The following is a 19,278-nucleotide window of genomic DNA, read 5'->3' on the forward strand; positions in this document are numbered from 1 at the left end:
ATTGATCCGCGCATGCCGGCCACGTGTCCCGCAACAACCACCCCCGTCGCCGCATTCCCGCTCCGGCACGGCGGACGACCACACCACCCGGGAGAACCGGACCGCACGGCCGGGCCACCGCCCGTCCCTCCGTCATTCCGGCGGTGGGGCGCCCACCGCCCCGCCTGTTCCGGGTGGTGGGCGCGGTCGTGGGGCCGGTGGCGTGATCGGTCGGTGCTCGACGTCGCCACGTCGCCTCGCCCCGTCACCTCGCCGAGGGGTTCGAGGGCCACGGTCGGGATCCGAGCGTCGTGAGGGCGCCGGTCGGCGCTTCCGGTCGCCCGGCTCCGGGAGCGACCCGGCCGAGCAGCGTCGCGAGGCGGGCCGTTTCGGTGCCCAGGCCGGTGGGACCGTGGGAGGTGCGCGGCGGCACCTCCACCGGGCGGCGCAGCTCGGAATCCGTGTAGCGGCGGCAGCCGCGGTGCCAGATGAGGATGCCGGCCATCCAGCGTTTGAGCCCCTCCACGTACTCGGTGAGCGCGGCGCGTGCCCCGGAGTCGAGTCCCAGTTCCTCGCACATCGAGGGCAGCTCGACGGTGACGACGCGCTCGAACTCCCGCATGCGGGAGTTCACCAGGTCGCCGACGATGTCCAGGGCCTCCGTGGCGCCGCAGCCGAAGAAGTCCCGCACGACGAGCACGCAGTTGTGGATCTCGCCCTCGAACTCGATCTCCTTGCGGTAGGAGAACAGGTCGTTGAGCAGACCCGCGTAGTCGCTCGCCGCGTTCTGCATCGCCTGGACCGGCCGGGCCCGGTACACCTCGGGCGGCACCGCCCCGCCATGGGAGAGTCGGGAGAGGGACATGGTGAACTCCGCGCCGAAGGTCTTCCGACGCATCTCGACGTAGTCCACCGGATCGGGGACGCGGTTCTCCCAGTGGTTGGCGAGTTCCCACAGCCAGCTTCCGACCATCTCCTCGACGGCGCGTCGGAAGGCCCGGCGGGCATCCGGGGTCATGGGGCCCGCCGTGCGGGCCCACAGATCCGCCAGCCCCCGCTCCAGCGCGTTCGTCGGGACGGGGACGGCTTCGCGGTCCACCGGCATGAAGGCCTTCAGACGCTCGGTGCACGCCTTGGCCCCGACCGCGTCGAGGGTGCGGCCGAAGACGACGGGGTAGTAGTCGTCCCCGTAGGTGCCCCACGTGAGCCAGCCCGTGGTCAGGTCGAGCTGCTCCGCGGAGGCGTCCGGGTGGATGCCGGCCGAGCAGAGGGCGAGATCGAAGGCCCTGAGCTTGTGCTCGTCCCAGACGCCGCAGTCCGACGTTCCGGGCGGCGCGTCGATCATCCCCATCTCCCGCGCCCACACCACGTTGCGTGCGCGGGAGGCGTCCAGGTGGGGACTGAGCCGGGTGGTGTACGGCATGCGCAGGTCCGGGATCCGTACCGGCCCGACCTCCTGGTACGGCAGGTGCGTGTGACGCCCGATCCGGGCCGGTGCCGTGGCCGCGAGCGAGGCGACGATGCGGGACGCGGAGGTGCCCGGCCCGGTGGGTCCGCCGGGGAGGGCCGCACCGACCGGGCGGCCCTCCCCTCCACCGTTCATGTAGCGGCTGGAGCGCATGTGCCACTCGTGGCCGCCGGACTGCCAGTCCTGGAGTCCCTTGACGTACGCCAGGACGTCCGCGCGGGACTTCGGATCAATGCCGTGCTCGGCGAACAGTGGCGGCATTTCGGTGAGGGCGGTGTGCTCGAACTGGTGCAGCCGGGAGGTGATCAGGTCGTTGACGGCGTCGGCCGCCTGCTGGGTGTCACAGCCGAGGAATCGTTCGAAGACCAGGACGCCGTTGGAGAGTTCGCCTTCGTCCTCGACCTCGCGTTGGTAGGAGAAGAGGTCGTTGCGGAGGTGCACCGCGTCGGCGAAGGCGTCCCTGAGCACCCGCATCGGGCGGGCGGTCGCCACGGCGGCGGGCACCTCCGCCCCCACGGCGTACTCCACGAGGCCGGCCGACCAGGGCGCTCCGCCGACCTTGCGGCGCATCTCGATGTACTCCAGCGGATTGGCGACCCGACCCGCGTCGATGTTGGAGAGCTCCCACATGCTCTCCTCCAGCAGGTGCCGCGTGGTCTCGGCGAACCGCCGGCGCCACGCCTGCGACATGGCCGGGACCGTGCGGGCCCACAGATCCGCCAGCCCCCGCTCCACCGCGTTCGCCGGCACCTCGGACGTCATGCCGCCGGGACGCATCGGCATGAAGGCACGCAGCCGGTCGAGGTACGCCCTGGCGCCGGCCGAGTCCCGGGTGCGTTTGAAGCTCTCCAGGAAGTGGTCGTCGAAGAAGAACACCCAGACGTACCAGTCGGTCACCGTGGCCAGTTCCGCGGCCGGTGCGTCCGGATGGGTGTAGGCGCAGAGCAGGGCGTAGTCGTGGGAGTCGTAGGCGTCCTCGTCCCAGACGCCCGACCCCTCGATCATCCCCATCCGCCGGGCCCACTCCTTGGCATGGGCCCGCGCCGCCTCCAGGTGGGGATTCAGCCGCGCCGGGTACGGCTCGTAGAAGTCCGGCAGTTCGAAGGGCTGCGGCACCCGCGTCTCCCTCTCCTCGTGTCGTTCCGCTCGCGGTCGGTCCCGTCCGCCGTCAGTCCCGCCCGCGGGAGATCTCGACGTTCTCCAGGACGCCGAGCGCGTCCGGCACCAGGACGGCGGCCGAGTAGTAGGTGGTGACGAGGTAGGAGATGATCGCCTTCTCGTCGATGCCCATGAACCGCACGGACAGGCCGGGCTCGTACTCGTCGGGGATGCCCGTCTGGTGCAGGCCGATGACGCCTTGGTCGTCCTCGCCGGTGCGCATGACGATGATGGAGCTGGTGCGCTCCTTGGTGACGGGGATCTTGTTGCAGGGCAGGATGGGCACGCCGCGCCAGGCCGGAACGTGGTTGCCGAGCAGCTCCACGTGGTCCGGGTAGAGGCCGCGGGCGTTCAGTTCGCGGCCGATGGCGGCGATGGTGCGCGGGTGGGCGAAGAAGAACTTCGAGCCGCGCCGGCGGCTGAGCAGTTCGTCGAGGTCGTCCGGGGTGGGCGGGCCCGAGTGTGCCTGGATCCGCTGGCCGTACTCGGCGTTGTGGAGCAGCCCGAAATCCCGGTTGTTGATCATTTCGTGCTCTTGCCGCTCGCGCAGCGCCTCGATGGTCAGCCTCAGTTGCTGCTCGGTCTGGTTCATCGGCTTGTTGTAGAGGTCCGCCACCCGGGTGTGCACCCGCAACACCGTCTGGGCGACGCTGAGTTCGTATTCGCGCGGGTTGAGTTCGTAGTCGACGAACGTGCCGGGCAGTTCGGCCTCCCCGGAATGGCCGGACGCCACGGCGATCTCCGCTTCCCCTCGGTCGTTCTGCCGCTGCCGGGGCAGGGCGGCGAACGCCTCGACGTGCTCCCGGAGCGCGGCCGAGCCGTCCAGCAGGGAGGTGAACTCCCGCCGCGGCAGGATCAGCATCGTGCCCGCGGTGGCTGCCTTGAGCGTGTACTCCCAGGTCGCGTCGCCGTCGAGCAGGCTCTGTTCGCCGAAGTGGTCGCCGTCGCCGAGCACTCCCAGTCGTGTGGGCTCCCCGTACGCTCCGCTGCCGATCTTCTGCACCCTGCCGTGCGCGATCAGGTGGACGTGGTCGACGGGGGTGCCCTCTTCGGCGAGCACCTCTCCCGCCTCGAAGTCGCGCTGGGCGAAGCGGCCGGCCAGCGCCGTCAGTACGTCCACGTCCTGGAAACCGCGCAGTAGGGCGAGTTCGCCGAGTTCACGCGGGATGACCTGCACCCGCGAACCGGTCTTCACGAATTCGATGCGTCCGTCCCCGACCGTGTAGGTGAGGCGCCGGTTGACCCGGTAGACGCCGCCCTCGGTCTGCACCCAGGGCAGCACCCTGAGAAGCCACCGGGAGGTGATGCCCTGCATCTGCGGGACGGACTTGGTGGTGGTGGCGAGGTTCCGCGCCGCGGCGGTGCCGAGGCTGAGCTGCTCGCCCCGCTGCGCTTCGTTGTCTGCCCCTGCCGACATCGGCTGTGTCTCCCCTGTGTGAGGCGCGTGGTGCGCCGTGCTGGGGAGATCCCGCACCCGAGCGTCGGGAGCGGGATCTCCGGCGGTCGGCCAGAACGCTAGGTTTCGCCGCGGGGACACAACAGAATTACCCGTCTCTTTCATCAGATCGGATGCTTCCGGGCCACCGGTGTTTGCGGCTCACCGCACCGAATCCGCACCGGGCACGGATCATCGAGGCGCTCCCGGCCGCTTCACCCGATGCACGTTTTCCGGTTTTCGGCACGTACTTCGCCGAGGCTCACCGCAACGGGGGAATCCGCCGCCGTTCCCCTGCGCCCGTCTCTCCGGGCCGCATAGAGAAATACCCGTGAATCGACGGCAGAGCAGGTTGGGTGCGTGCGCGATGGTGACCGGCGCCGTCCTCGCGTTCGTCGTGCCGGACGGTGCCCGCGCCGAGGAACGGACCGGTCCGGGGCCCGCACCGCCGGGCATCGGGATCCGAGCCGGAGACGGCATCGAGGTCCGACTGACCGACGGCCGGTCCTCACTGGAGGTCGTGGCACGGCCGAAATGCCCGAGCCTGTCCGTGGCGATCACGACCGGTGAGCATCCCGGCGCACGGCTCGCGGTGATCCTGGGCCACCCGTGCCCACCACCCCCGACGTCCTCACCGTCTCCCACACCACCTCCCACACCGCCTCCCACACCGCCCCCGACATCCCCGACACCGGTGCCGCCTCCCGCCCCCACACCGACCTCGTCCCCGGTCCCCACTCCCGGTGCTTCGTCGCCGACGCCCCGTCCGACGCCCTCCGGGCCCGCCGCCACACGGACACCGACGACCGCTCCCGCGGCCGTGCCGAGGCCCCCGGAAGCGCCCGTGCCGTCCCGTGAGATCCCGCCGCCGCGGACCGTGCCTTCCCCCGAGGCTTCGCCCACGCCCCTCTTCCGTGCCGCCACCCCCCGTCGGGGGCACGGTGGCGGCCTTCCGCTCATCGGCCGCACCCTGCTGATCGTCGCCCCCGCCGTCCTGGCCGCCGCCGCGCTGCGTCCCCGTTCCGGTTCGGGCTCCCGTTCCCGCTGAACCCCGCTGGAGGACTTCCATGGCCGATTGGCTCTTCCTGCTGCTCACCGTCGCCGTCTCCTGCCTGGCCGTCGTGGCCCTCACCCTGCTGCGGCAGCGCCGGGCGGGCGATGACGACGACCCCTCGGAGACGCCCGACGTCATCGAGTACATGACGATGATGATCGGCGTGGTGTACGCGATCGTGCTGGGTCTGGCCATCGCGGGCGTCTGGGAAGGACGTTCGTCCGCCGAGGAGTGGGTGCGCCAGGAGGCCCAGGCTCTGCACGAGGTGCACGAGCGTGCCCGGATCTACCCCGCCGAGGTCCGCGACGGCGTGCGTGGCGACGTCGACGCCTATGTCCGCCACACGGTGACGGTTGAGTGGCCGTACATGGCCGAGCACGGCGAGACGACCGAGCGGGGCGAGATGTTCTTCGACCGCCTGCGGCGGAACGTCACCGACCACGAACCACGCACCGCGCGCGAGGCGCAGACCCACCAGGCCCTGATGGAGCAGGTCGCCTTGGCCGACGAGGCCCGCACCGCGCGCGAGCAGGGCGCCGAACCGACGCTGCCCGGTGTGGTGTGGGTGGGGCTGGTGGCGGGTGCGGTGATCGCGGTCGGCATGGTGTTCGCCTTGCAGATCCGGCGTTCGGGGCGGGAGTTGGTGCTGGCCGGGCTGTTCACGGCACTGATCGCCTTCCTCCTCTTCCTCGTCTGGTACTTCGATTCGCCGTTCACCCGCGGACTGGAGAATCCGGCGGAGGCGTTCACCGCGCTCTTCCCTCAGGTCACGGACGGTTGAGGTCGCCTTCGGCCCCGACACGCGCCCGGGGCCGAAGGCGACTCGGCCGGAACGGGGCCGAGGAGAGACCGGACGTCCGACCGCATTCAGCGCGAGCGTCGAGCGCGCCGTGTCACGGGGCCGCCTCGGATCGTCAGGCTCTGCCGGTGGTCGCGGTGAAGTCGGCGACGAACCGCCGCAGTGGTTCGGTCGCTTGGTGGACGGCAGCGCCCGGGACCACCGCGCGGCCGGCCCGTGAGCTCCGCCTCGTCGCCCTCACCTTGCTCAGTCTATCGAATGTCGATAGATTCCCATCGTTGCTCGATTGAAGGAGGGGCGATGGGAAAGGCGACGGTGTTTGCGCTGCGCGCCGTGCTCGGGGCGCTGCTCGCCGGCTCGGTGTTCGTCCAGACGGTGATGGTGGCGCTGCTCGCCGCCGATTTGGAAGGGGGTGTCCTCGCGGACCGACGCGCCTCGATCCTCGTGATCGTGGTCCTGGGCATCGTGACGGCCCAGGTCGTCCTGGTCTGTGTGTGGCGGCTGGTGACGATGGTGCGACGCGGAACGGTGTTCTCCCACACCGCCTTCCGGTATGTGCACCTCGTGATCGGCGCGTTCGTGTCGGCCGCGCTCCTGGTGTTCGTGCTCGGGGTGGTGCTGGCGCCGGGTGAGGCCGTGGCGCCGGGCATCGTGCTCCTGCTGGGCGGGGTTTCCCTGGCGGTCTTCGGGGTCGCGCTCATCGTGCTCGTGCTGCGGATGTTGCTCGCCCAGGCCGTCGCGCGCGATGTCGAGGCGGCGCGGATGCGGGCCGAACTGGCCGAGGTGATCTGATGCCGATCGTCGTCGACATCGACGTGATGCTGGCCAAGCGGAAGATGTCCGTGGGCGAGCTCGCGGGCCGTGTGGGCATCACACCCGCCAACCTGGCGGTGCTCAAGAACGGCCGCGCCAAGGCGGTCCGCTTCACCACGCTCTCCGCGCTCTGCGAGGTGCTCGAGTGCCAGCCGGGAGACCTGCTGCGCTGGGAGCCCGAGCAGGCCGCGGAAGGCTGACGCCGGCCGCCGTCGGACAGTGGACGGGCCGGCGCGTCGCAGACCCCGGTCCTCGCGAGTCCGGCGTCTCGAGTCGAACAGGATGCCGCGCGCGGGAGCGCGCATGGTCACGCCGGCCCTTGGTCCCGGGCCGGCGGGCGGGTGGGGGCGACGAGTTCCCGGGCGAGGCCGAACGCGATGGCGGGGGTGAGTCGCCCTCGGGCGAGGCCGAGTTCGACGATGTCGTCGAAGACGTGCCGATCGGCGGCCGAGGCTCGCAAGGCGGCCTCGACGACGCGTGCGCTGCGGGCGAGCCGGGCGGCCAGGGCGGTGTGGCGCAGGTGGGACAGCAGGATTCGGCGGGTGGCGTGGGCGTGCAACTCCCCCGCCCGTTCGGGCCGTCCCTCACGCCGCGCCGCGACCACGGCGCGTCCGGCCGCGATGCCGGTGGCCACGGCGTAGTAAATGCCTTCGCCGGTCAGCGGGTTCACCAGGCCGGCGGCGTCGCCCACGAGCAGCACACGGCCGGCCGGAGATCGTCGGCGTGCCGTCGACAGCGGAAGATGGTGTCCGACCCAGTGCTCCGCCCCCTCAGCCGCACCGGGCAGAAGCGCCTCGAGACGCTCGAGCAGTTGGGCGCGGGTCGGCGCCGGACGGTCCCGGTGGAGGGCCTCGCCGTACCCGATGTTCGCCCGGCCGTCACCGCGGTCGAAGGACCAGGCGTACGACGGCTGGTGACGGGGGCCGAACTCGATGACCAGAGCGCCGCGCCGCCCGGACGCGACCGGGGCGTAGCCGCGCAGCGCCAGGGCCATCGGGCCACGGGGCAGGCCGAGCGCGCGTCGGACGACCGAGTGGGCGCCGTCGGCGCCGACGACGACCCCGGCGGAGATCTCCCCGTCCAAAACCACCGCGTCGGCGTGCTGCCGCAGGGCACGGACCCGGTGTCGGAGGAGCCGGGCGCCGGCGGCGACCGCCGCGTCGACCAGTCGGGCGTCGAGGATCCGGCGCGGCACCACCCACGCCGGGCGGGCCATCCGCCGCTCGACGGCCATGCCGCCGCGGCCGAGGTGGAGGCGGTCGGCCGGGGCCCGGTCCTCGACGAGACCGGTGACGCCGACCTCGGCCAGGAGGTCGAGGACGTGCGGAGCCACCCCGTCGCCGCAGGCCTTGTCCCGGGGGAAGTCCGCCCGGTCCAGGAGGAGGACGCGCAGTTCGGGGTCGGCGTACAACGCGCCCAGGGCGGTGGCGGCGCCGGCCGGCCCGGCCCCGACCACCACCAGATCCCAGTGTGTGGGCGCCGTCCGCCCCCGCGCGGTGGGGCCGGCCTTGGTACTCGTCTCGTCCGCCATACCCACCACTGTGCCGCCGATGACGGCGAGCGGCAGGGGAATTCGGGCCGAATCCCTTGCCCTCCTCCGATCGGCACCCGGGTGGCGCACACCGCGTCCGTCCGTGCCCTCGGCATGCGCCCCGTGAACACGAGGGTGTCGGTGGACCCCGCGCCCGGGGCGTGCGGCGCTCGACCGCGTCGTCGAAGACCACGAGGACCACCACGAACGGCGTCTCGTGTGTCCGGGGCCGTTCGCAACGGCTCGGAGCACGCACGGTCCACGACTCGACCCGGGATCGTCGGCCTGGACAACGGAGAGGGCCCCGTTTCCGACCTTGTCGGAAACGGGGCCCTCCGTCGAGCGCTGGGCAGGCCTTGCACCTGCATCTCCCCGCAGGAAGCGGAGCGTCTTTCCTTGGACCACCAACGCGCGTCACACCACCTGCCGTTCGGTGGCGCTCACAAGATCCAATATAGCACGATCACATCGCGCGTTCGAGCCCCTGCGCAGGACGGACGGCACTGGGAGAACAGGTGGGCGGCGCGTGCGCGGGCGGGGCGCGCGAGGTACCGCGCCCCCACGCACCGAACGTCAGTCCAGGATCATCGCGTTGCGCGGCGCTCCCGCCGACCGGAGAGCCGGCTGGAGAAGCGCGCCGCCGAATTTCCTCTCGACCTCCGCCTTCTCCGCCGTGTTCGGGTACGGGTTCTTGCAGGCGGTCCCGGCGCTGGAACCGGACATCAGGCTTGAGCAGGGGCCGGGCTTGCGGTCCGGCAGGCCCAGGATGTGGCCGAGTTCGTGCGCGGAGATCCGGATCGTGTCATAGCCCTGGCTGACGGCCTGTCGCCCGATGTAGACGGTTCCGTTGCCCAGCGAGGTGGTCAGGGCACGGGGCCAGCCGTTGTCGGCCAGGACCCGTATGTTGGCGCGCTGTCCGGCAGCGGCCGGACGCAGTTCGACGCCGTCGACGCTCTCGTTCCAGATCGCCGCGCCCCGGTCGACCGCGGCCTTGAACTCCGCGGACGCGCTCGCGTCGTAGGTGAGCACCCGTGGCGCGAGGGCACGGTCCTCGGTGAGGGAAGGAGCGGCGGTGGCCTGGCCACCGGCCAGGGCGAGGGTCACCGCCAGTGCGGCGGTGAGGCCGCGGGCGAGCGTGCGGACGTGCATGGTCGTCCTCCTTGTGGGGGAAAGGCGGGCGTGAGCATGACACACCTCAGGCTCTCTGCCCACCGGACACGGGCACCAATCCGTCAATCGAGCCGACCGGCTCTCACGCCAGGGTCGCTCGGATTCTCGCCGGCTCCGTCAGTGGCCCCGTCAGTCGTCCTCAGAGAACTCGGAACCGAACGCAGACCACGGTGGTGTGATCGGTGATCGGCGTGCCCGTGCTCTCCCAGAACTCGCGGTGGACCGCACGCCACTGTTCGAGGGACGCGTCCCCCTCCCCCTCCGCCGCGGCGTGCTCCCAGGTCACGTCGGAGAAGGGTTTGACCTCGACGCCGGTGACCTCGACGGTGGCGACGCGCCGCCCGTCGTCGTTCAGCAGGGCGAGCCTCTCACCGGCGTACTCCAGGCCCTCCGTCTCCTCCACGTACTCCCGGAGCAAGCCGGTCGTGGCGGTCTTCCGCCCGCCCAGTACGAGCGCGTTCAGCCGGGACCGCAGGTCGCCCGGGGTTCCCAGCTCCAAGGAGCGCATGCCGTCGACCCGCGGCCACATGTCTTCACCGTCTCAATACGTCTGCGCGTTCACGGAGGGCCTCGTGATCCTACTGAACGTCCCGGAACGGAACCCGTGCGATGACCGAGGACGACCGAGACGGCGAGCGGCCCACGGTGACCGGTCCGCGTGCACGGCATCGGTGAGTCCCACCGCCTCCCTGGGACGACGACATGTGGCACACCGGCGACCCCGATCCGTCCGATGCGCGGTGACGCACGTCGGCGGGAAGGGACGTCGGGGCGTCTCGCGCTCGGAGGGCCGGGGGTTCGGTGCTGTTGTTCGACCAGGGCCGAGGACACCGAGGGCGCCTGTTCACGGCCCAGGACGCTTACCCCGTCCGCCCTTCGCTCCGGCTCCGGGACGTGCCGCGGCGCATCAGCGTGGTGATCGTGTGGGTGAGGGCGGCGACGTCCAGCGGTTCGTCGTGCAGTACGGCGTGGACGGTCGCGCCGTCGCTGAACACCGCCACGGCGCGCGCGGCGTCGGGGTCGGTGTGGGCCGACAGGATCTCCGTCAAACCGTCGAACCAGCGCAGCGCCAGCGAACGCAGCGCGGGGCGCCGGATGGCGGCGAAGTACAGCGCCGCATCGGCCCGGACCTGTCCGCGGTCGGCCAGACAGGCGTGCAGCGCCTCGGCCAGAACGGCGGGATCGCCGTCGGCCGCGGCCAACTCCTCGGCTATGCCGCGCAGTTCCTCGTCGATGCGGTCGGCCAGTCGCTGCAGGGCCGCCTCACGCAGTTCCTCCAACGAGGAGAAGTAGTAGGTGGTGGCCCCCAGCGGCACCCGGGCGCGCTCGGCCACCCGCCGGTGAGTCAGGTCGCCGGGGCCCTCTTCCACGATCAGTTCCGCCGCCGCCTCCACGATGGCCCGGCGACGCCCTTCGGGGTCGCGGCGGGCCCTGTGGACAGGCGCGCCGTGACCGTCTCCGATGGCCATGGCCCTCCCCTCCTCACATGTTCGATGCAAACGTACTGGTACCGAAGTGCCTGTACACCTGTACAAACACATGCCGAGGAGGCGTCGACGGCCGATCGGAGAGGGAGCGGCCGGCAGGAGACGCGCCTCCTCGACCGGCCGGCGACCGGCGTCGCCACGTCCACGCCCGCCCATCGCGGTGGTCGGGGGCGCCCGTCACCACACGGGCAGCGGCGACGGCACCGCACCGTCGGGGGTCTGCCCCTGCGCCCGTTCGGTCAGCCGGGCGAAGACACGGTGTCGGGCGTCGTGGACCATCTCGACACGCACTACCGACACGCACCATCGACACGGGAGCCGGAAGTGGCGCCGCGTCGGTTGCCGTCGTCCCGGACGACTGCCACCGTGGCTGTCATGTCCGTTCGCGAGGAACGCTTCCAGACCCTGTCCTTCAAGACTTCCGACGGCTCCCTCGCCTACCTCGACGACGGCGCGGGGCAGACCTTGGTGCTGCTCCACGGGGGCTACCTCGACCACACCATGTGGGACGAGCAGGTGCGTGCCTTCGCACCGCGCTACCGCGTCATCGCGCCGGACGCCCGCGGGCACGGCGCCTCCTCGAACGCGACCCGACCGTTCCGCCCGGCCGACGACCTCGCCGCGTTGCTGCGCCACCTCGACGCCGCACCGGCGGTCCTCGTCGGGCTGTCGATGGGCGGGGGCACCGCGATCGACACCGCGCTCGAACACCCCGACCTGGTCCGCGCGGTGGTCGTCGGCAACGTCGGAACCAGCGAACCCGTCTTCGAGGACCCCTGGAGTCGGGGAGTCCTGGCCGAACAGCGGCGCGCGTTGATCGCCGGCGACGTCGAAGGCTGGCTCGACGCCTTCCTCCGTTTCGCGGCCGGCCCGCACCGCCGGCTCGACGACGTCGACCAGGACGTGGTGCGGCGGTTGCGCGCGATGGGTCGGCGGACGCTCGCCAAGCACACCGGTGACGAGCCGAACCATCTCGTGCCGGTTCCGGACACCTGGAGACGAGCGGCGACCATCGACGTCCCGGTCCTGGCGATCAACGGCGCCATCGACTCGTCCGACCACCTCGCCATGGCCGAACGCCTCGTCCGCACCGTTCCCGACGGCCGTGCCACGGCCATCGAGAACACGGCCCACTACCCCAACATGGAGGACCCGGCCGGTTACAACGCCCTCTTGGCCGAGTTCCTGGAGACTCTCCCGAACTGACCGGTTCGCCGACCCTCCCGGAGGTCGGCGGGCGGGCCGGCCCGCTGCTCCGGCCGATCAAGTACTCGCTCTTCCCGCCTTTGGGGTCGGCCGCCCTCGCCGGTCGTCCAGCCGTACTCGGCTTCATCCCGGGCCTGAAGGCCGGGGACTCCTTCCCTCGCGGGTCGGTGTTCCTGGTTCATCGGCCCGTGCCTCCCCGGAAGACTCCGGGGCCGGTCTTACCGGTCCTCCGCAGGCGTTTTACCTGTCCGCCGGCCCGGCGGCCAGGTTTTCGCACACCAGCCGTGTGGTGAGCTTGTGCGGGTGGTCCCGCCTGCGGTCGGTGATGCGGGCGTGGACGCGGGCGACTCTCCGCCGGGCCTTGGCCCGGTTGTCCGACCCCGCGGCCTTGCGGGACGGCTCGCGCTGGGCCTTGGTGCCCTCCTTCGAGCCGCTCGACCGGCTCGCTCGACCCGCTCGACCGAACCGGATCAGGAGACGGGACAGGAGGCGGGGCCGTGCTCTCCAGTGAGCGCGGCCCCGCACGGCCCGAGGATCAGCCCGCCCAGACCTCGGCGTCGTCGGCCGGGACGGTGGTCGCCAGGCCGAGTTCCTCACGGGTGGCGACCGTCTTGTTGGGGTCGAGGCCGGTGAAGGCCGGTTCGTAGGCGACGTAGAACGCGTCGACGTCGCCGGCGTCCGCGGCCTTCTTCCAGTGGTCGACGGTCTTCTCCAGTTGCGCGCGCAGCTTGCCCGCCTCCGTGCCCTCGATGTCCCGCAGCCCCTTGATGTGCGCGTCGAGGGCGGTCGCGACGGCCTCGGCCTGCGCCTTGTAGCCGTCCAGGTCGTCCTCGACGTTCTCCGCCTCGGGCTGGTTCACCCACAGTGCGTCGTAGACGGCGTTCGCGCCCTCCAGGTACGTCTTCTGCTCCGGCTTCAGGGACTTGGCGTCGACCTCCAGCGAACCGGTGAACGTGCCCGACTCCTTGGTGTAGGTGCAGCTCACGGCGCGGTCACCCGTCGCCCAACTCTCCTTGGTCGGGGTGTAGTAGAGGATGCCGACCCCCTCGGGGAGCGCCCAGGTGTCCGGGGCGAACTTCCCCGCCTCGACGGGGCACCGCTGGTCGGCGATCGCCCAGATCGCCTCGTCGCCGGGGAACTCTCCCCCCTTGTCGAGGGTGAACTCGCCGACGACCTGGGCCTGGTGCGGTTCGTCGCACGGCACGACCTCGATGGCGAACGTCTCGCCTTCGGCTTCCTTGCTGTTCGGGTTGTAGCAGTCCCCCGGTTCGAGCGAGAACACCGACCGCTGACGGGCCACCTTCTTCGCCCCGTCCTTGGCGTTGTCGACGAGATCCCCGCACCCCGTCGCGCCGACTGCGAGCAGGGCGACGACGGTGGATATGCCCCGCAGGGAACGGGACGGGGTACGGAAGGCCATGAGGCACACATCCTCTTAAGAAAACCTTATGAATGGTGCCCGCATCGTATATTCCCCTTGCAGCCGACGGCAGCCAGGACTTCCGCCGCGCCGGCGACCGCATCACCGGCGGCTCCCACCCGATGGCACCGCGCCTGTCGGACCGTCAGGGACTCGACGCAGCCCACCGAGACGGGGCGCGGAGTCGGCCCTCCGGGGCGCTCGGGCGCACGAAGGGCCGGCCCGAACCGGCGCCCGAACGAGCACGCGCGCCGCTCGATCCCCCAACCCTCGACGAGCTTTTCTTTGCCGAGTTTTTGCAGCCCTCCGCCCGTGTTCAGTCGAGCTTCACCGGTCGACTCGTTCGTGGTCGCTTCGAGCGACAGACGCGAAGTGCGGCACCGGGGGCCGGCGCGGGAGCCGTGCGCGCGGGGCCGCAAGGAGTCGGCATCGAGGCCCCGGCCGTGGGCAACCGCAGAGAGGTGAGCGACCTCGCCCGCCTCGGCACGACCGGAGCCGTCGCCGCTCTCCGCGGCCTCGTCCGTCCCGGTCGCGCTCTCCCCTGCCCTCGCCACCACACGTGCCGCCACGACCGGCGTCCCGTGGTTCCGGGCGGTCGCGTCCCCGTCCCGTCCCCACTCATCGTTCGGAGTGCCCGTGTCCACCACCGCCCACCCCGTGTACGACCGGATCGGCCGCGAGACGGCGGCGCTGTCCTCCCGGCTGTGGGAGGTGGCGCTCGCCCTCCACGAACATCCGGAGCTCGCCTTCGAGGAGCACGAGGCGGCGGCCCTGCTGACGGCGGAGTTGGAGGGCGCGGGCTTCGCGGTGGAGCGCGGTGTCGCGGGCATGCCCACGGCGTTCACCGCCCGGACCGGCGACGGTGAGGGGCCGTGCGTCGCCCTCCTGCTGGAGTACGACGCACTGCCGGACCTCGGCCACGCCTGCGGCCACAACCTGATCGCCGCGGCCGGGCTCGGCGCCGCGCTGGCCCTGCGGCGGGCGCTGGGGGATGTTCCGGGAACCGTCCTGGCCGTCGGCACCCCGGCCGAGGAGGGCGGCGGCGGCAAGGCCCTGGAGGTCGAGGCCGGTGTGTTCGACGGCGTGGACGCGGCGTTGATGTTCCATCCCGGCGTCCACGACTGGTCCTCCGCGCCGCTCACCGCCCAGGTGCAGTACCGCGTGGGTTTCCGGGGTCGGGCCGCGCACCCCACCGGCAACCCGACCGAGGGCGTCGACGCGCTCGACGCGCTGATACTGCTGTTCAACACGCTGGGGGCGCTGCAGCGGCGCCGGCCGGCGGGCTCGCACATCCAGGGCATCGTCACCGAGGGCGGGCGCGCCACCAACATCGTCCCCGAGTACGCCGAGGGACGGTTCGGGCTGCGCGGAGCGACCGGGACGGCCCTGGACGAGCTGATCGAGGAGTTGCGTCGCTGTGCCGAGGGCGTCGCCCGGGCCACCGGCACCACCGCCGTGGTCGAGCAGGTGTCGACGCGCTACGGGCACTTCCGCGACAACGAGGTGCTGTCGCGGACGTTCGCCGAGCACCTTCGACACGCCGGCATCACCCTGACGGAACCCGAGCCGGGCGTGTACCTCGGCTCCTCGGACATCGGGAACGTCAGCGCGCGGGTTCCGGCCATCCACCCGTTCGTCGCCATCCTCGGCCCGGACGCCTCGGACCACACACCGGCCTTCGCCGAGGCCGCCGCCTCCGACCGGGGCCGCGCGGTCATGTTGGCCGCGGCCGAAGCGCTGGCCCGCACCGCCGCCGACGTCCTGCTGGACCCGGCCGTCACCGGCGCGGCGTGGGCCGACCTGCGGGACAAGGCCGCCGCCGGCCTCTGAGCGGACGACGACCGCGCTCCGGTGGGCGCGGTGGCGGGCCGCGCCCACCGGAGCGGCGGGCTCGAACGGCGTCGAGCGCGACCCGCCCCCCTCACCGCCCCCTCACACCTTGGCCCGGTACGCCCGCATCGCCAGCGGATAGAAGACGGCGGCTATGCCCGCCGCCCAGAGCAGCGACCACAGCAGCGGCCGGCCCACCTCGCCGCCCAGCAGCAGACCGCGGAAGGCGTCCGACAGATGGGTGACCGGGTTGACGTCCGCCCATGCCTGGAGCCAGCCGGGCATCGTGTCGACGACGACGAAGGCACTGCTGGTGAAGGTGATCGGGAAGATGAGGGTGAAGCCGAACGCCTGGACCTTCTCCGCGTCGCCGGCGAGCATGCCGATCAGCACCGCGCTCCAGGACACCGCCGCGGCGAAGACGACGAGCAGCAGCGTGCCCGCGAGGAGGCCACCGACGCCCCCGGTGACGCGGAAGCCGAGGACCAGGCCGAGGGCGATCATCAGGAGCGTCGCCCACAGGTGCTTGGCCAGGTCGGCGGTGATCCGACCGATCAGCGGGGCGGAGCGGGCTATCGGCAGGCTGCGCAGCCGGTCGAAGACGCCCTTGGTGAGGTCGGTGTTGAGGGCCAGGGCCGTGTAGGTGGTCATGAACAGGGTGTTCTGCACGATGATCCCCGGCAGGGCGTACTCCAGGTACGCGCCGGGCGACCCGGCCATCTGACCGCCGAGCACGTACGTGAAGAGGAACACGAACATGATCGGCGTGATGCTGTAGTCGACGAGTTCCAGCGGATTGTGCTTGACCGCGACGAGGCTGCGCCACGCCATGGTGGCGGTCTGCCGCAGTCCGGCGCCCGGGCGGACCCGGCCGCTCGTGGTGAGGGGTGCACCCGCCGTCGTGGCGGTCATGACGTGCTCACCGCCCTCTCGATGTCGTTGTCGTCGGTTCCGGCGCCCGCCGTGGTCCGTCCCCCGTCCGGTTCGGTGCGGTGGCCGGTCAGCGCCAGGAAGACCTCGTCCAGTGACGAGCGGCGCAGCGTCAGTTCGCCGACCGCGATGCCCGCCCCGTCCAGGCGGCGGACGACGGAGGGCATCAGCTCGGGGTCGTTGACCGGTGCCGTGATCACCTCGTCCTCGATCTGGGTCTGCGGCCCGGCCGCCTGCGCCACCAGCGCGTGCGCGGTCGCCAGGTCATGCCCCCGCACCGGCCTCAACTGGAGCACCTGTCCGCCCACCTGCGACTTCAGCTCGTCGGGCGTGCCCTCGGCGATGACCCGGCCCTGGTCGATCACCACGATCCGGTCGGCGAGCAGGTCCGCCTCGTTCAGGTACTGCGTGGTCAGCAGCGCGGTCACGCCCTCGGCGACCAGGCCGCGCAGCATGTCCCACAGCTCGCCCCGACTGCGCGGGTCGAGCCCGGTCGTCGGCTCGTCGAGGAAGAGGATGCGGGGCCGGCCCACCAGGCTCGCCGCCAAGTCCAACCTGCGCCGCATGCCGCCCGAGAACGTCTTCACCGCGCGCCCGGCCGCGTCCGTCAGCCCGAAACGCTCCAGCAGTTCGGCCGCCCGCGCCTTCGCCTCACGCCTCGGTATTCCCAGCAGCCGGCCGATCAGCAGCAGGTTCTCCGTGCCGGTCAGGTTCTCGTCGACCGCCGCGTACTGGCCCGTCAGGCCGACGAGCGAGCGCACGACCCCGGCCTCGCGCACCACGTCGTGCCCGGCGACCTCGGCCCGCCCGGCGTCCGGCTGGAGCAGCGTGGCGAAGATCCGCACGGCGGTGGTCTTGCCCGCTCCGTTGGGCCCGAGCAGCCCCAGCACCGTCCCGGTGCGGGCGGCCAGGTCCACGCCGTCCAGCGCCTTGGTCTCCTTGAACCGTTTGGCCAGGCCCTCCGCCTGGATCGCGTACGCGTACGTCATGGGACTCGTCCCCTCGTATCGAGGTCGCGCTCGACGGTCGCCCCGGACCTCCCGATCCGGAGCCCGCCCTCTGAACAACTGTGACGCACGCCACTGACATTCCGGTCGGCGGGTTCCGGCGGGCCCCGGCGGAACCCGCCACGAGGGCCCGGAAGCGGAGCGGCTCCGCTGTTGTTGGACGGACAGACGCGCCGACAGGACCGACAGGAGGGCCGAATCGTGTCAGAGCGACTTTCCGAGCCCGACCGCTCCCCCGGGGAGCGAGCCGCGCTCGACGCGTACTCCGCGATCGTCACCTCGGTCGCCGCCGAGCTCACCCCCAAGGTCGCGGCGCTGCACATCGCGCACCGCCATCCCGGCGGGCGGTTCGTGGCCGCCGCCGGCTCCGGCGTGGTCTTCACCGACGACGGCTTCCTGCTCACCAACGCGCACGTCGTCGGACGCGCCGACGCCGGCACCGTGGAGTTCGGCGACGGCGGCACCACTCCGTTCCACGTCATCGGCACCGATCCGCTCTCCGACCTCGCGGTGGCCCGCGCCGACGGGCCCACCCCTCCCCCGGTGCGCCTGGGCGACGCCAACGGACTGCGCGTCGGCCAACTCGTGGTCGCGGTCGGCAACCCGCTCGGTCTGGCCGGCACCGTCACCGCGGGCGTGGTCAGCGCCCTGGGCCGATCGCTGCCGACCTGGGCCGGTGTCGCCGGTCGCGTGATCGACAACGTCATACAGACCGACGCCGCGCTCAACCGCGGCAACTCGGGAGGGGCGCTCGCCACCGCCGACGGTGAGGTCGTCGGCATCAACACCGCGGTCGCCGGGATCGGACTCGGCCTCGCCGTGCCGATCGACGACACCAGCCGGCGAATCATCGCGACGCTGCTCGCCGACGGTCGGGTGCGGCGGGCCTACCTCGGGATCGCCACCACGCCCGCGCCGCTGCCTCCCGAGTTCCGCGCGAGGACCGGCCGGCACGGCGGGTTGCGCATCGTCGAGGTCGTGCCGGGGTCGCCCGCCGACCGGGCCGGGCTGCGCCCCGGCGATCTGCTCCTCACCGCCGGCGGGGAGTCGTTGACGAGCGCCCAGGCGCTGCAGCGGCTCATGCTGGCGGACGCCATCGGGCAGCCGCTCCCGCTCACGGCGCTGCGCGCCGACGCTCTGGTCGACGTCGTCGCCACGCCGGTCGAACTGCCCGTGGACGACTGACCGCGCGGCGCGGCCGTGCCCCCGGCACGCCGGCCGGTGGAGTCGCCTCGGCCACCTGACCGCCGGCGCCTCGATCGCGTAAGGTCTCCGGATGGCGAAGTACTTCGACGTCCACCCCGACAACCCCCAGCCACGCACCATCGGCACCGTGGTCGACGACATCCGCTCCGGCGCGCTCGTCGCGTACCCGACGGACTCCTGTTTCGCGCTGGGGTGCCGGCTGGGGAACCGCGACGGCATCGCCCGGATCAGGTCGATCCGGAACCTCGACGAGCGTCACCACTTCACTCTCGTGTGCCGGAACTTCGCGCAGTTGAGCCGGTTCGTCCGGCTCGACAACGACGTGTTCCGCGCGATCAGGGCGGCGACGCCCGGGAGCTACACCTTCATCCTCCCCGCGACGAAGGAGGTGCCGCGCCAACTGCTGCACCCGAAGAAGAAGACGGTCGGCGTCCGAATTCCCGACCACGTCGTCACCCAGGCCCTGCTCACCGAGCTCGACGAGCCGCTGCTCTCCAGCACTCTGCTCCTCCCCGGCGAGGAGGAGCCGATGACGCAGGGCTGGGAGATCAAGGAACGGCTCGATCACGTGGTGGACGCCGTGGTGGACTCGGGCGACTGCGGCACCGAGCCGACCACCGTCGTCGACTTCTCCGGCGGCGAGGTCGAGATCGTCCGCCGAGGGGCGGGTGACACCGCGCGGTTCGATTGACATCCTCCCCGACCTAAAGGCCGGGGATTCCCGCCTGCTCCCACCGGATGGGTGAGGGCTTCGGGTGGGTTCCTGCTTCGCTGCGCGGTGCGGG

19 protein-coding genes and 1 pseudogene are annotated in these 19,278 nt (G+C 71.9%); 9 read left to right on the plus strand and 11 right to left on the minus strand.

Annotated elements, in window-relative coordinates; genetic code table 11:
- Positions 1–244 precede the first annotated feature (244 nt).
- Complete coding sequence (locus tag IF47_RS0117060) at positions 245–2,563, minus strand: family 2 encapsulin nanocompartment cargo protein terpene cyclase (RefSeq protein ID WP_031509664.1); 2,319 nt, start codon at positions 2,561–2,563, stop codon at positions 245–247.
- A gap of 52 nt (positions 2,564–2,615) precedes the next feature.
- Positions 2,616–4,022 (minus strand): family 2B encapsulin nanocompartment shell protein, encoded by a 1,407-nt coding sequence (locus IF47_RS0117065; protein ID WP_031509665.1) that lies wholly within the window; start codon positions 4,020–4,022, stop codon positions 2,616–2,618.
- A gap of 627 nt (positions 4,023–4,649) precedes the next feature.
- Between IF47_RS0117065 and IF47_RS30765 the strand changes: the two genes are divergently transcribed.
- From IF47_RS30765 to IF47_RS0117085, 5 genes are all read left to right on the plus strand, one after another.
- On the plus strand, positions 4,650–4,898 hold the full coding sequence (locus tag IF47_RS30765) for a hypothetical protein (RefSeq protein ID WP_051717806.1): 249 nt from the start codon (positions 4,650–4,652) through the stop codon (positions 4,896–4,898).
- Positions 4,899–4,917: 19 nt separating this feature from the next.
- Positions 4,918–5,088 (plus strand): hypothetical protein, encoded by a 171-nt coding sequence (locus IF47_RS28810; RefSeq protein WP_157839993.1) that lies wholly within the window; start codon positions 4,918–4,920, stop codon positions 5,086–5,088.
- Positions 5,089–5,107: 19 nt separating this feature from the next.
- Positions 5,108–5,875 (plus strand): bestrophin-like domain, encoded by a 768-nt coding sequence (locus IF47_RS0117075; RefSeq protein ID WP_031509667.1) that lies wholly within the window; start codon positions 5,108–5,110, stop codon positions 5,873–5,875.
- 318 nt (positions 5,876–6,193) lie between these two features.
- Complete coding sequence (locus IF47_RS0117080; RefSeq protein ID WP_031509668.1) at positions 6,194–6,685, plus strand: DUF2975 domain-containing protein; 492 nt, start codon at positions 6,194–6,196, stop codon at positions 6,683–6,685.
- The gene (locus IF47_RS0117085) at positions 6,685–6,906 is read left to right on the plus strand and encodes a helix-turn-helix domain-containing protein (RefSeq protein WP_031509669.1); all 222 of its coding nucleotides are present in this window, start codon (positions 6,685–6,687) and stop codon (positions 6,904–6,906) included. Before IF47_RS0117080 ends, IF47_RS0117085 begins: the two co-directional genes overlap by 1 nt.
- A 107-nt stretch (positions 6,907–7,013) precedes the next feature.
- Here the strand turns inward: IF47_RS0117085 and IF47_RS0117090 are convergent, their stop codons facing one another.
- The 5 genes from IF47_RS0117090 to IF47_RS31930 all read right to left on the minus strand — a co-directional run bounded on the left by IF47_RS0117090 (position 7,014) and on the right by IF47_RS31930 (position 11,194).
- Positions 7,014–8,237, minus strand: coding sequence for an NAD(P)/FAD-dependent oxidoreductase (locus IF47_RS0117090; RefSeq protein WP_078591901.1), 1,224 nt, complete (start codon positions 8,235–8,237; stop codon positions 7,014–7,016).
- Positions 8,238–8,810: 573 nt separating this feature from the next.
- A complete protein-coding gene (locus tag IF47_RS0117095; RefSeq protein WP_031509672.1) occupies positions 8,811–9,386 on the minus strand; it encodes a snapalysin family zinc-dependent metalloprotease in 576 nt (191 codons plus the stop codon).
- Positions 9,387–9,546: 160 nt separating this feature from the next.
- Positions 9,547–9,936, minus strand: a complete 390-nt coding sequence (locus IF47_RS0117100; RefSeq protein WP_031509673.1) for an ASCH domain-containing protein — start codon at positions 9,934–9,936, stop codon at positions 9,547–9,549.
- 331 nt (positions 9,937–10,267) lie between these two features.
- Positions 10,268–10,876 carry a TetR/AcrR family transcriptional regulator gene (locus tag IF47_RS0117105; RefSeq protein ID WP_106982581.1) on the minus strand — a complete coding sequence of 203 codons (609 nt, stop codon included), beginning with the start codon at positions 10,874–10,876 and terminating at the stop codon, positions 10,268–10,270.
- Between the two features lie 195 nt (positions 10,877–11,071).
- On the minus strand, positions 11,072–11,194 hold the full coding sequence (locus IF47_RS31930) for a hypothetical protein (protein ID WP_281179473.1): 123 nt from the start codon (positions 11,192–11,194) through the stop codon (positions 11,072–11,074).
- A gap of 75 nt (positions 11,195–11,269) precedes the next feature.
- Here IF47_RS31930 and IF47_RS0117115 point away from each other — a divergent pair, with 75 nt between their 5' ends.
- Positions 11,270–12,100, plus strand: a complete 831-nt coding sequence (locus IF47_RS0117115) for an alpha/beta fold hydrolase (RefSeq protein WP_031509675.1) — start codon at positions 11,270–11,272, stop codon at positions 12,098–12,100.
- Positions 12,101–12,367: 267 nt separating this feature from the next.
- Here IF47_RS0117115 and IF47_RS29555 read toward each other — a convergent pair.
- Positions 12,368–12,517: pseudogene (locus IF47_RS29555) on the minus strand (transposase); the annotation flags it as partial.
- 118 nt (positions 12,518–12,635) lie between these two features.
- Complete coding sequence (locus IF47_RS0117125; RefSeq protein WP_031509677.1) at positions 12,636–13,520, minus strand: septum formation family protein; 885 nt, start codon at positions 13,518–13,520, stop codon at positions 12,636–12,638.
- Between the two features lie 636 nt (positions 13,521–14,156).
- Between IF47_RS0117125 and IF47_RS0117130 the strand changes: the two genes are divergently transcribed.
- Positions 14,157–15,350, plus strand: coding sequence for an amidohydrolase (locus IF47_RS0117130; protein ID WP_031509678.1), 1,194 nt, complete (start codon positions 14,157–14,159; stop codon positions 15,348–15,350).
- 102 nt (positions 15,351–15,452) lie between these two features.
- Here the strand turns inward: IF47_RS0117130 and IF47_RS0117135 are convergent, their stop codons facing one another.
- Both IF47_RS0117135 and IF47_RS0117140 read right to left on the minus strand, forming a co-directional pair.
- Positions 15,453–16,262: an ABC transporter permease gene (locus IF47_RS0117135; RefSeq protein ID WP_031509679.1), complete on the minus strand. Its 810-nt coding sequence runs from the start codon at positions 16,260–16,262 to the stop codon at positions 15,453–15,455.
- Positions 16,259–17,269, minus strand: coding sequence for a daunorubicin resistance protein DrrA family ABC transporter ATP-binding protein (locus IF47_RS0117140; RefSeq protein ID WP_031509680.1), 1,011 nt, complete (start codon positions 17,267–17,269; stop codon positions 16,259–16,261). Before IF47_RS0117140 ends, IF47_RS0117135 begins: the two co-directional genes overlap by 4 nt.
- Positions 17,270–17,488: 219 nt before the next feature.
- On the opposite strand from IF47_RS0117140, the gene IF47_RS0117145 reads away from it, so the two are divergent.
- Together IF47_RS0117145 and IF47_RS0117150 are read left to right on the plus strand one after the other, a co-directional pair.
- Positions 17,489–18,472, plus strand: a complete 984-nt coding sequence (locus IF47_RS0117145) for a S1C family serine protease (protein WP_031509681.1) — start codon at positions 17,489–17,491, stop codon at positions 18,470–18,472.
- A 91-nt stretch (positions 18,473–18,563) separates the two neighbouring features.
- The gene (locus tag IF47_RS0117150) at positions 18,564–19,184 is read left to right on the plus strand and encodes an L-threonylcarbamoyladenylate synthase (RefSeq protein WP_031509682.1); all 621 of its coding nucleotides are present in this window, start codon (positions 18,564–18,566) and stop codon (positions 19,182–19,184) included.
- Positions 19,185–19,278 lie beyond the last annotated feature (94 nt).

Origin of the sequence: Streptomyces megasporus (assembly GCF_000718985.1) — a bacterium.
Taxonomy (GTDB): domain Bacteria; phylum Actinomycetota; class Actinomycetes; order Streptomycetales; family Streptomycetaceae; genus Streptomyces; species Streptomyces megasporus.

Excerpts from the sequence above, each read along its gene's own strand:
- IF47_RS0117065 (WP_031509665.1), bottom strand. The coding sequence starts at position 4,022 with ATGTCGGCAGGGGCAGACAACGAAGCGCAGCGGGGCGAGCAGCTCAGC.
- IF47_RS0117075 (WP_031509667.1), top strand. The coding sequence starts at position 5,108 with ATGGCCGATTGGCTCTTCCTGCTGCTCACCGTCGCCGTCTCCTGCCTG.
- IF47_RS0117080 (WP_031509668.1), top strand. The coding sequence starts at position 6,194 with ATGGGAAAGGCGACGGTGTTTGCGCTGCGCGCCGTGCTCGGGGCGCTG.
- IF47_RS0117085 (WP_031509669.1), top strand. The coding sequence starts at position 6,685 with ATGCCGATCGTCGTCGACATCGACGTGATGCTGGCCAAGCGGAAGATG.
- IF47_RS0117090 (WP_078591901.1), bottom strand. The coding sequence starts at position 8,237 with ATGGCGGACGAGACGAGTACCAAGGCCGGCCCCACCGCGCGGGGGCGG.
- IF47_RS0117095 (WP_031509672.1), bottom strand. The coding sequence starts at position 9,386 with ATGCACGTCCGCACGCTCGCCCGCGGCCTCACCGCCGCACTGGCGGTG.
- IF47_RS0117100 (WP_031509673.1), bottom strand. The coding sequence starts at position 9,936 with ATGTGGCCGCGGGTCGACGGCATGCGCTCCTTGGAGCTGGGAACCCCG.
- IF47_RS0117105 (WP_106982581.1), bottom strand. The coding sequence starts at position 10,876 with ATGGCCATCGGAGACGGTCACGGCGCGCCTGTCCACAGGGCCCGCCGC.
- IF47_RS0117115 (WP_031509675.1), top strand. The coding sequence starts at position 11,270 with ATGTCCGTTCGCGAGGAACGCTTCCAGACCCTGTCCTTCAAGACTTCC.
- IF47_RS0117125 (WP_031509677.1), bottom strand. The coding sequence starts at position 13,520 with ATGGCCTTCCGTACCCCGTCCCGTTCCCTGCGGGGCATATCCACCGTC.
- IF47_RS0117135 (WP_031509679.1), bottom strand. The coding sequence starts at position 16,262 with ATGACCGCCACGACGGCGGGTGCACCCCTCACCACGAGCGGCCGGGTC.
- IF47_RS0117140 (WP_031509680.1), bottom strand. The coding sequence starts at position 17,269 with ATGACGTACGCGTACGCGATCCAGGCGGAGGGCCTGGCCAAACGGTTC.
- IF47_RS0117150 (WP_031509682.1), top strand. The coding sequence starts at position 18,564 with ATGGCGAAGTACTTCGACGTCCACCCCGACAACCCCCAGCCACGCACC.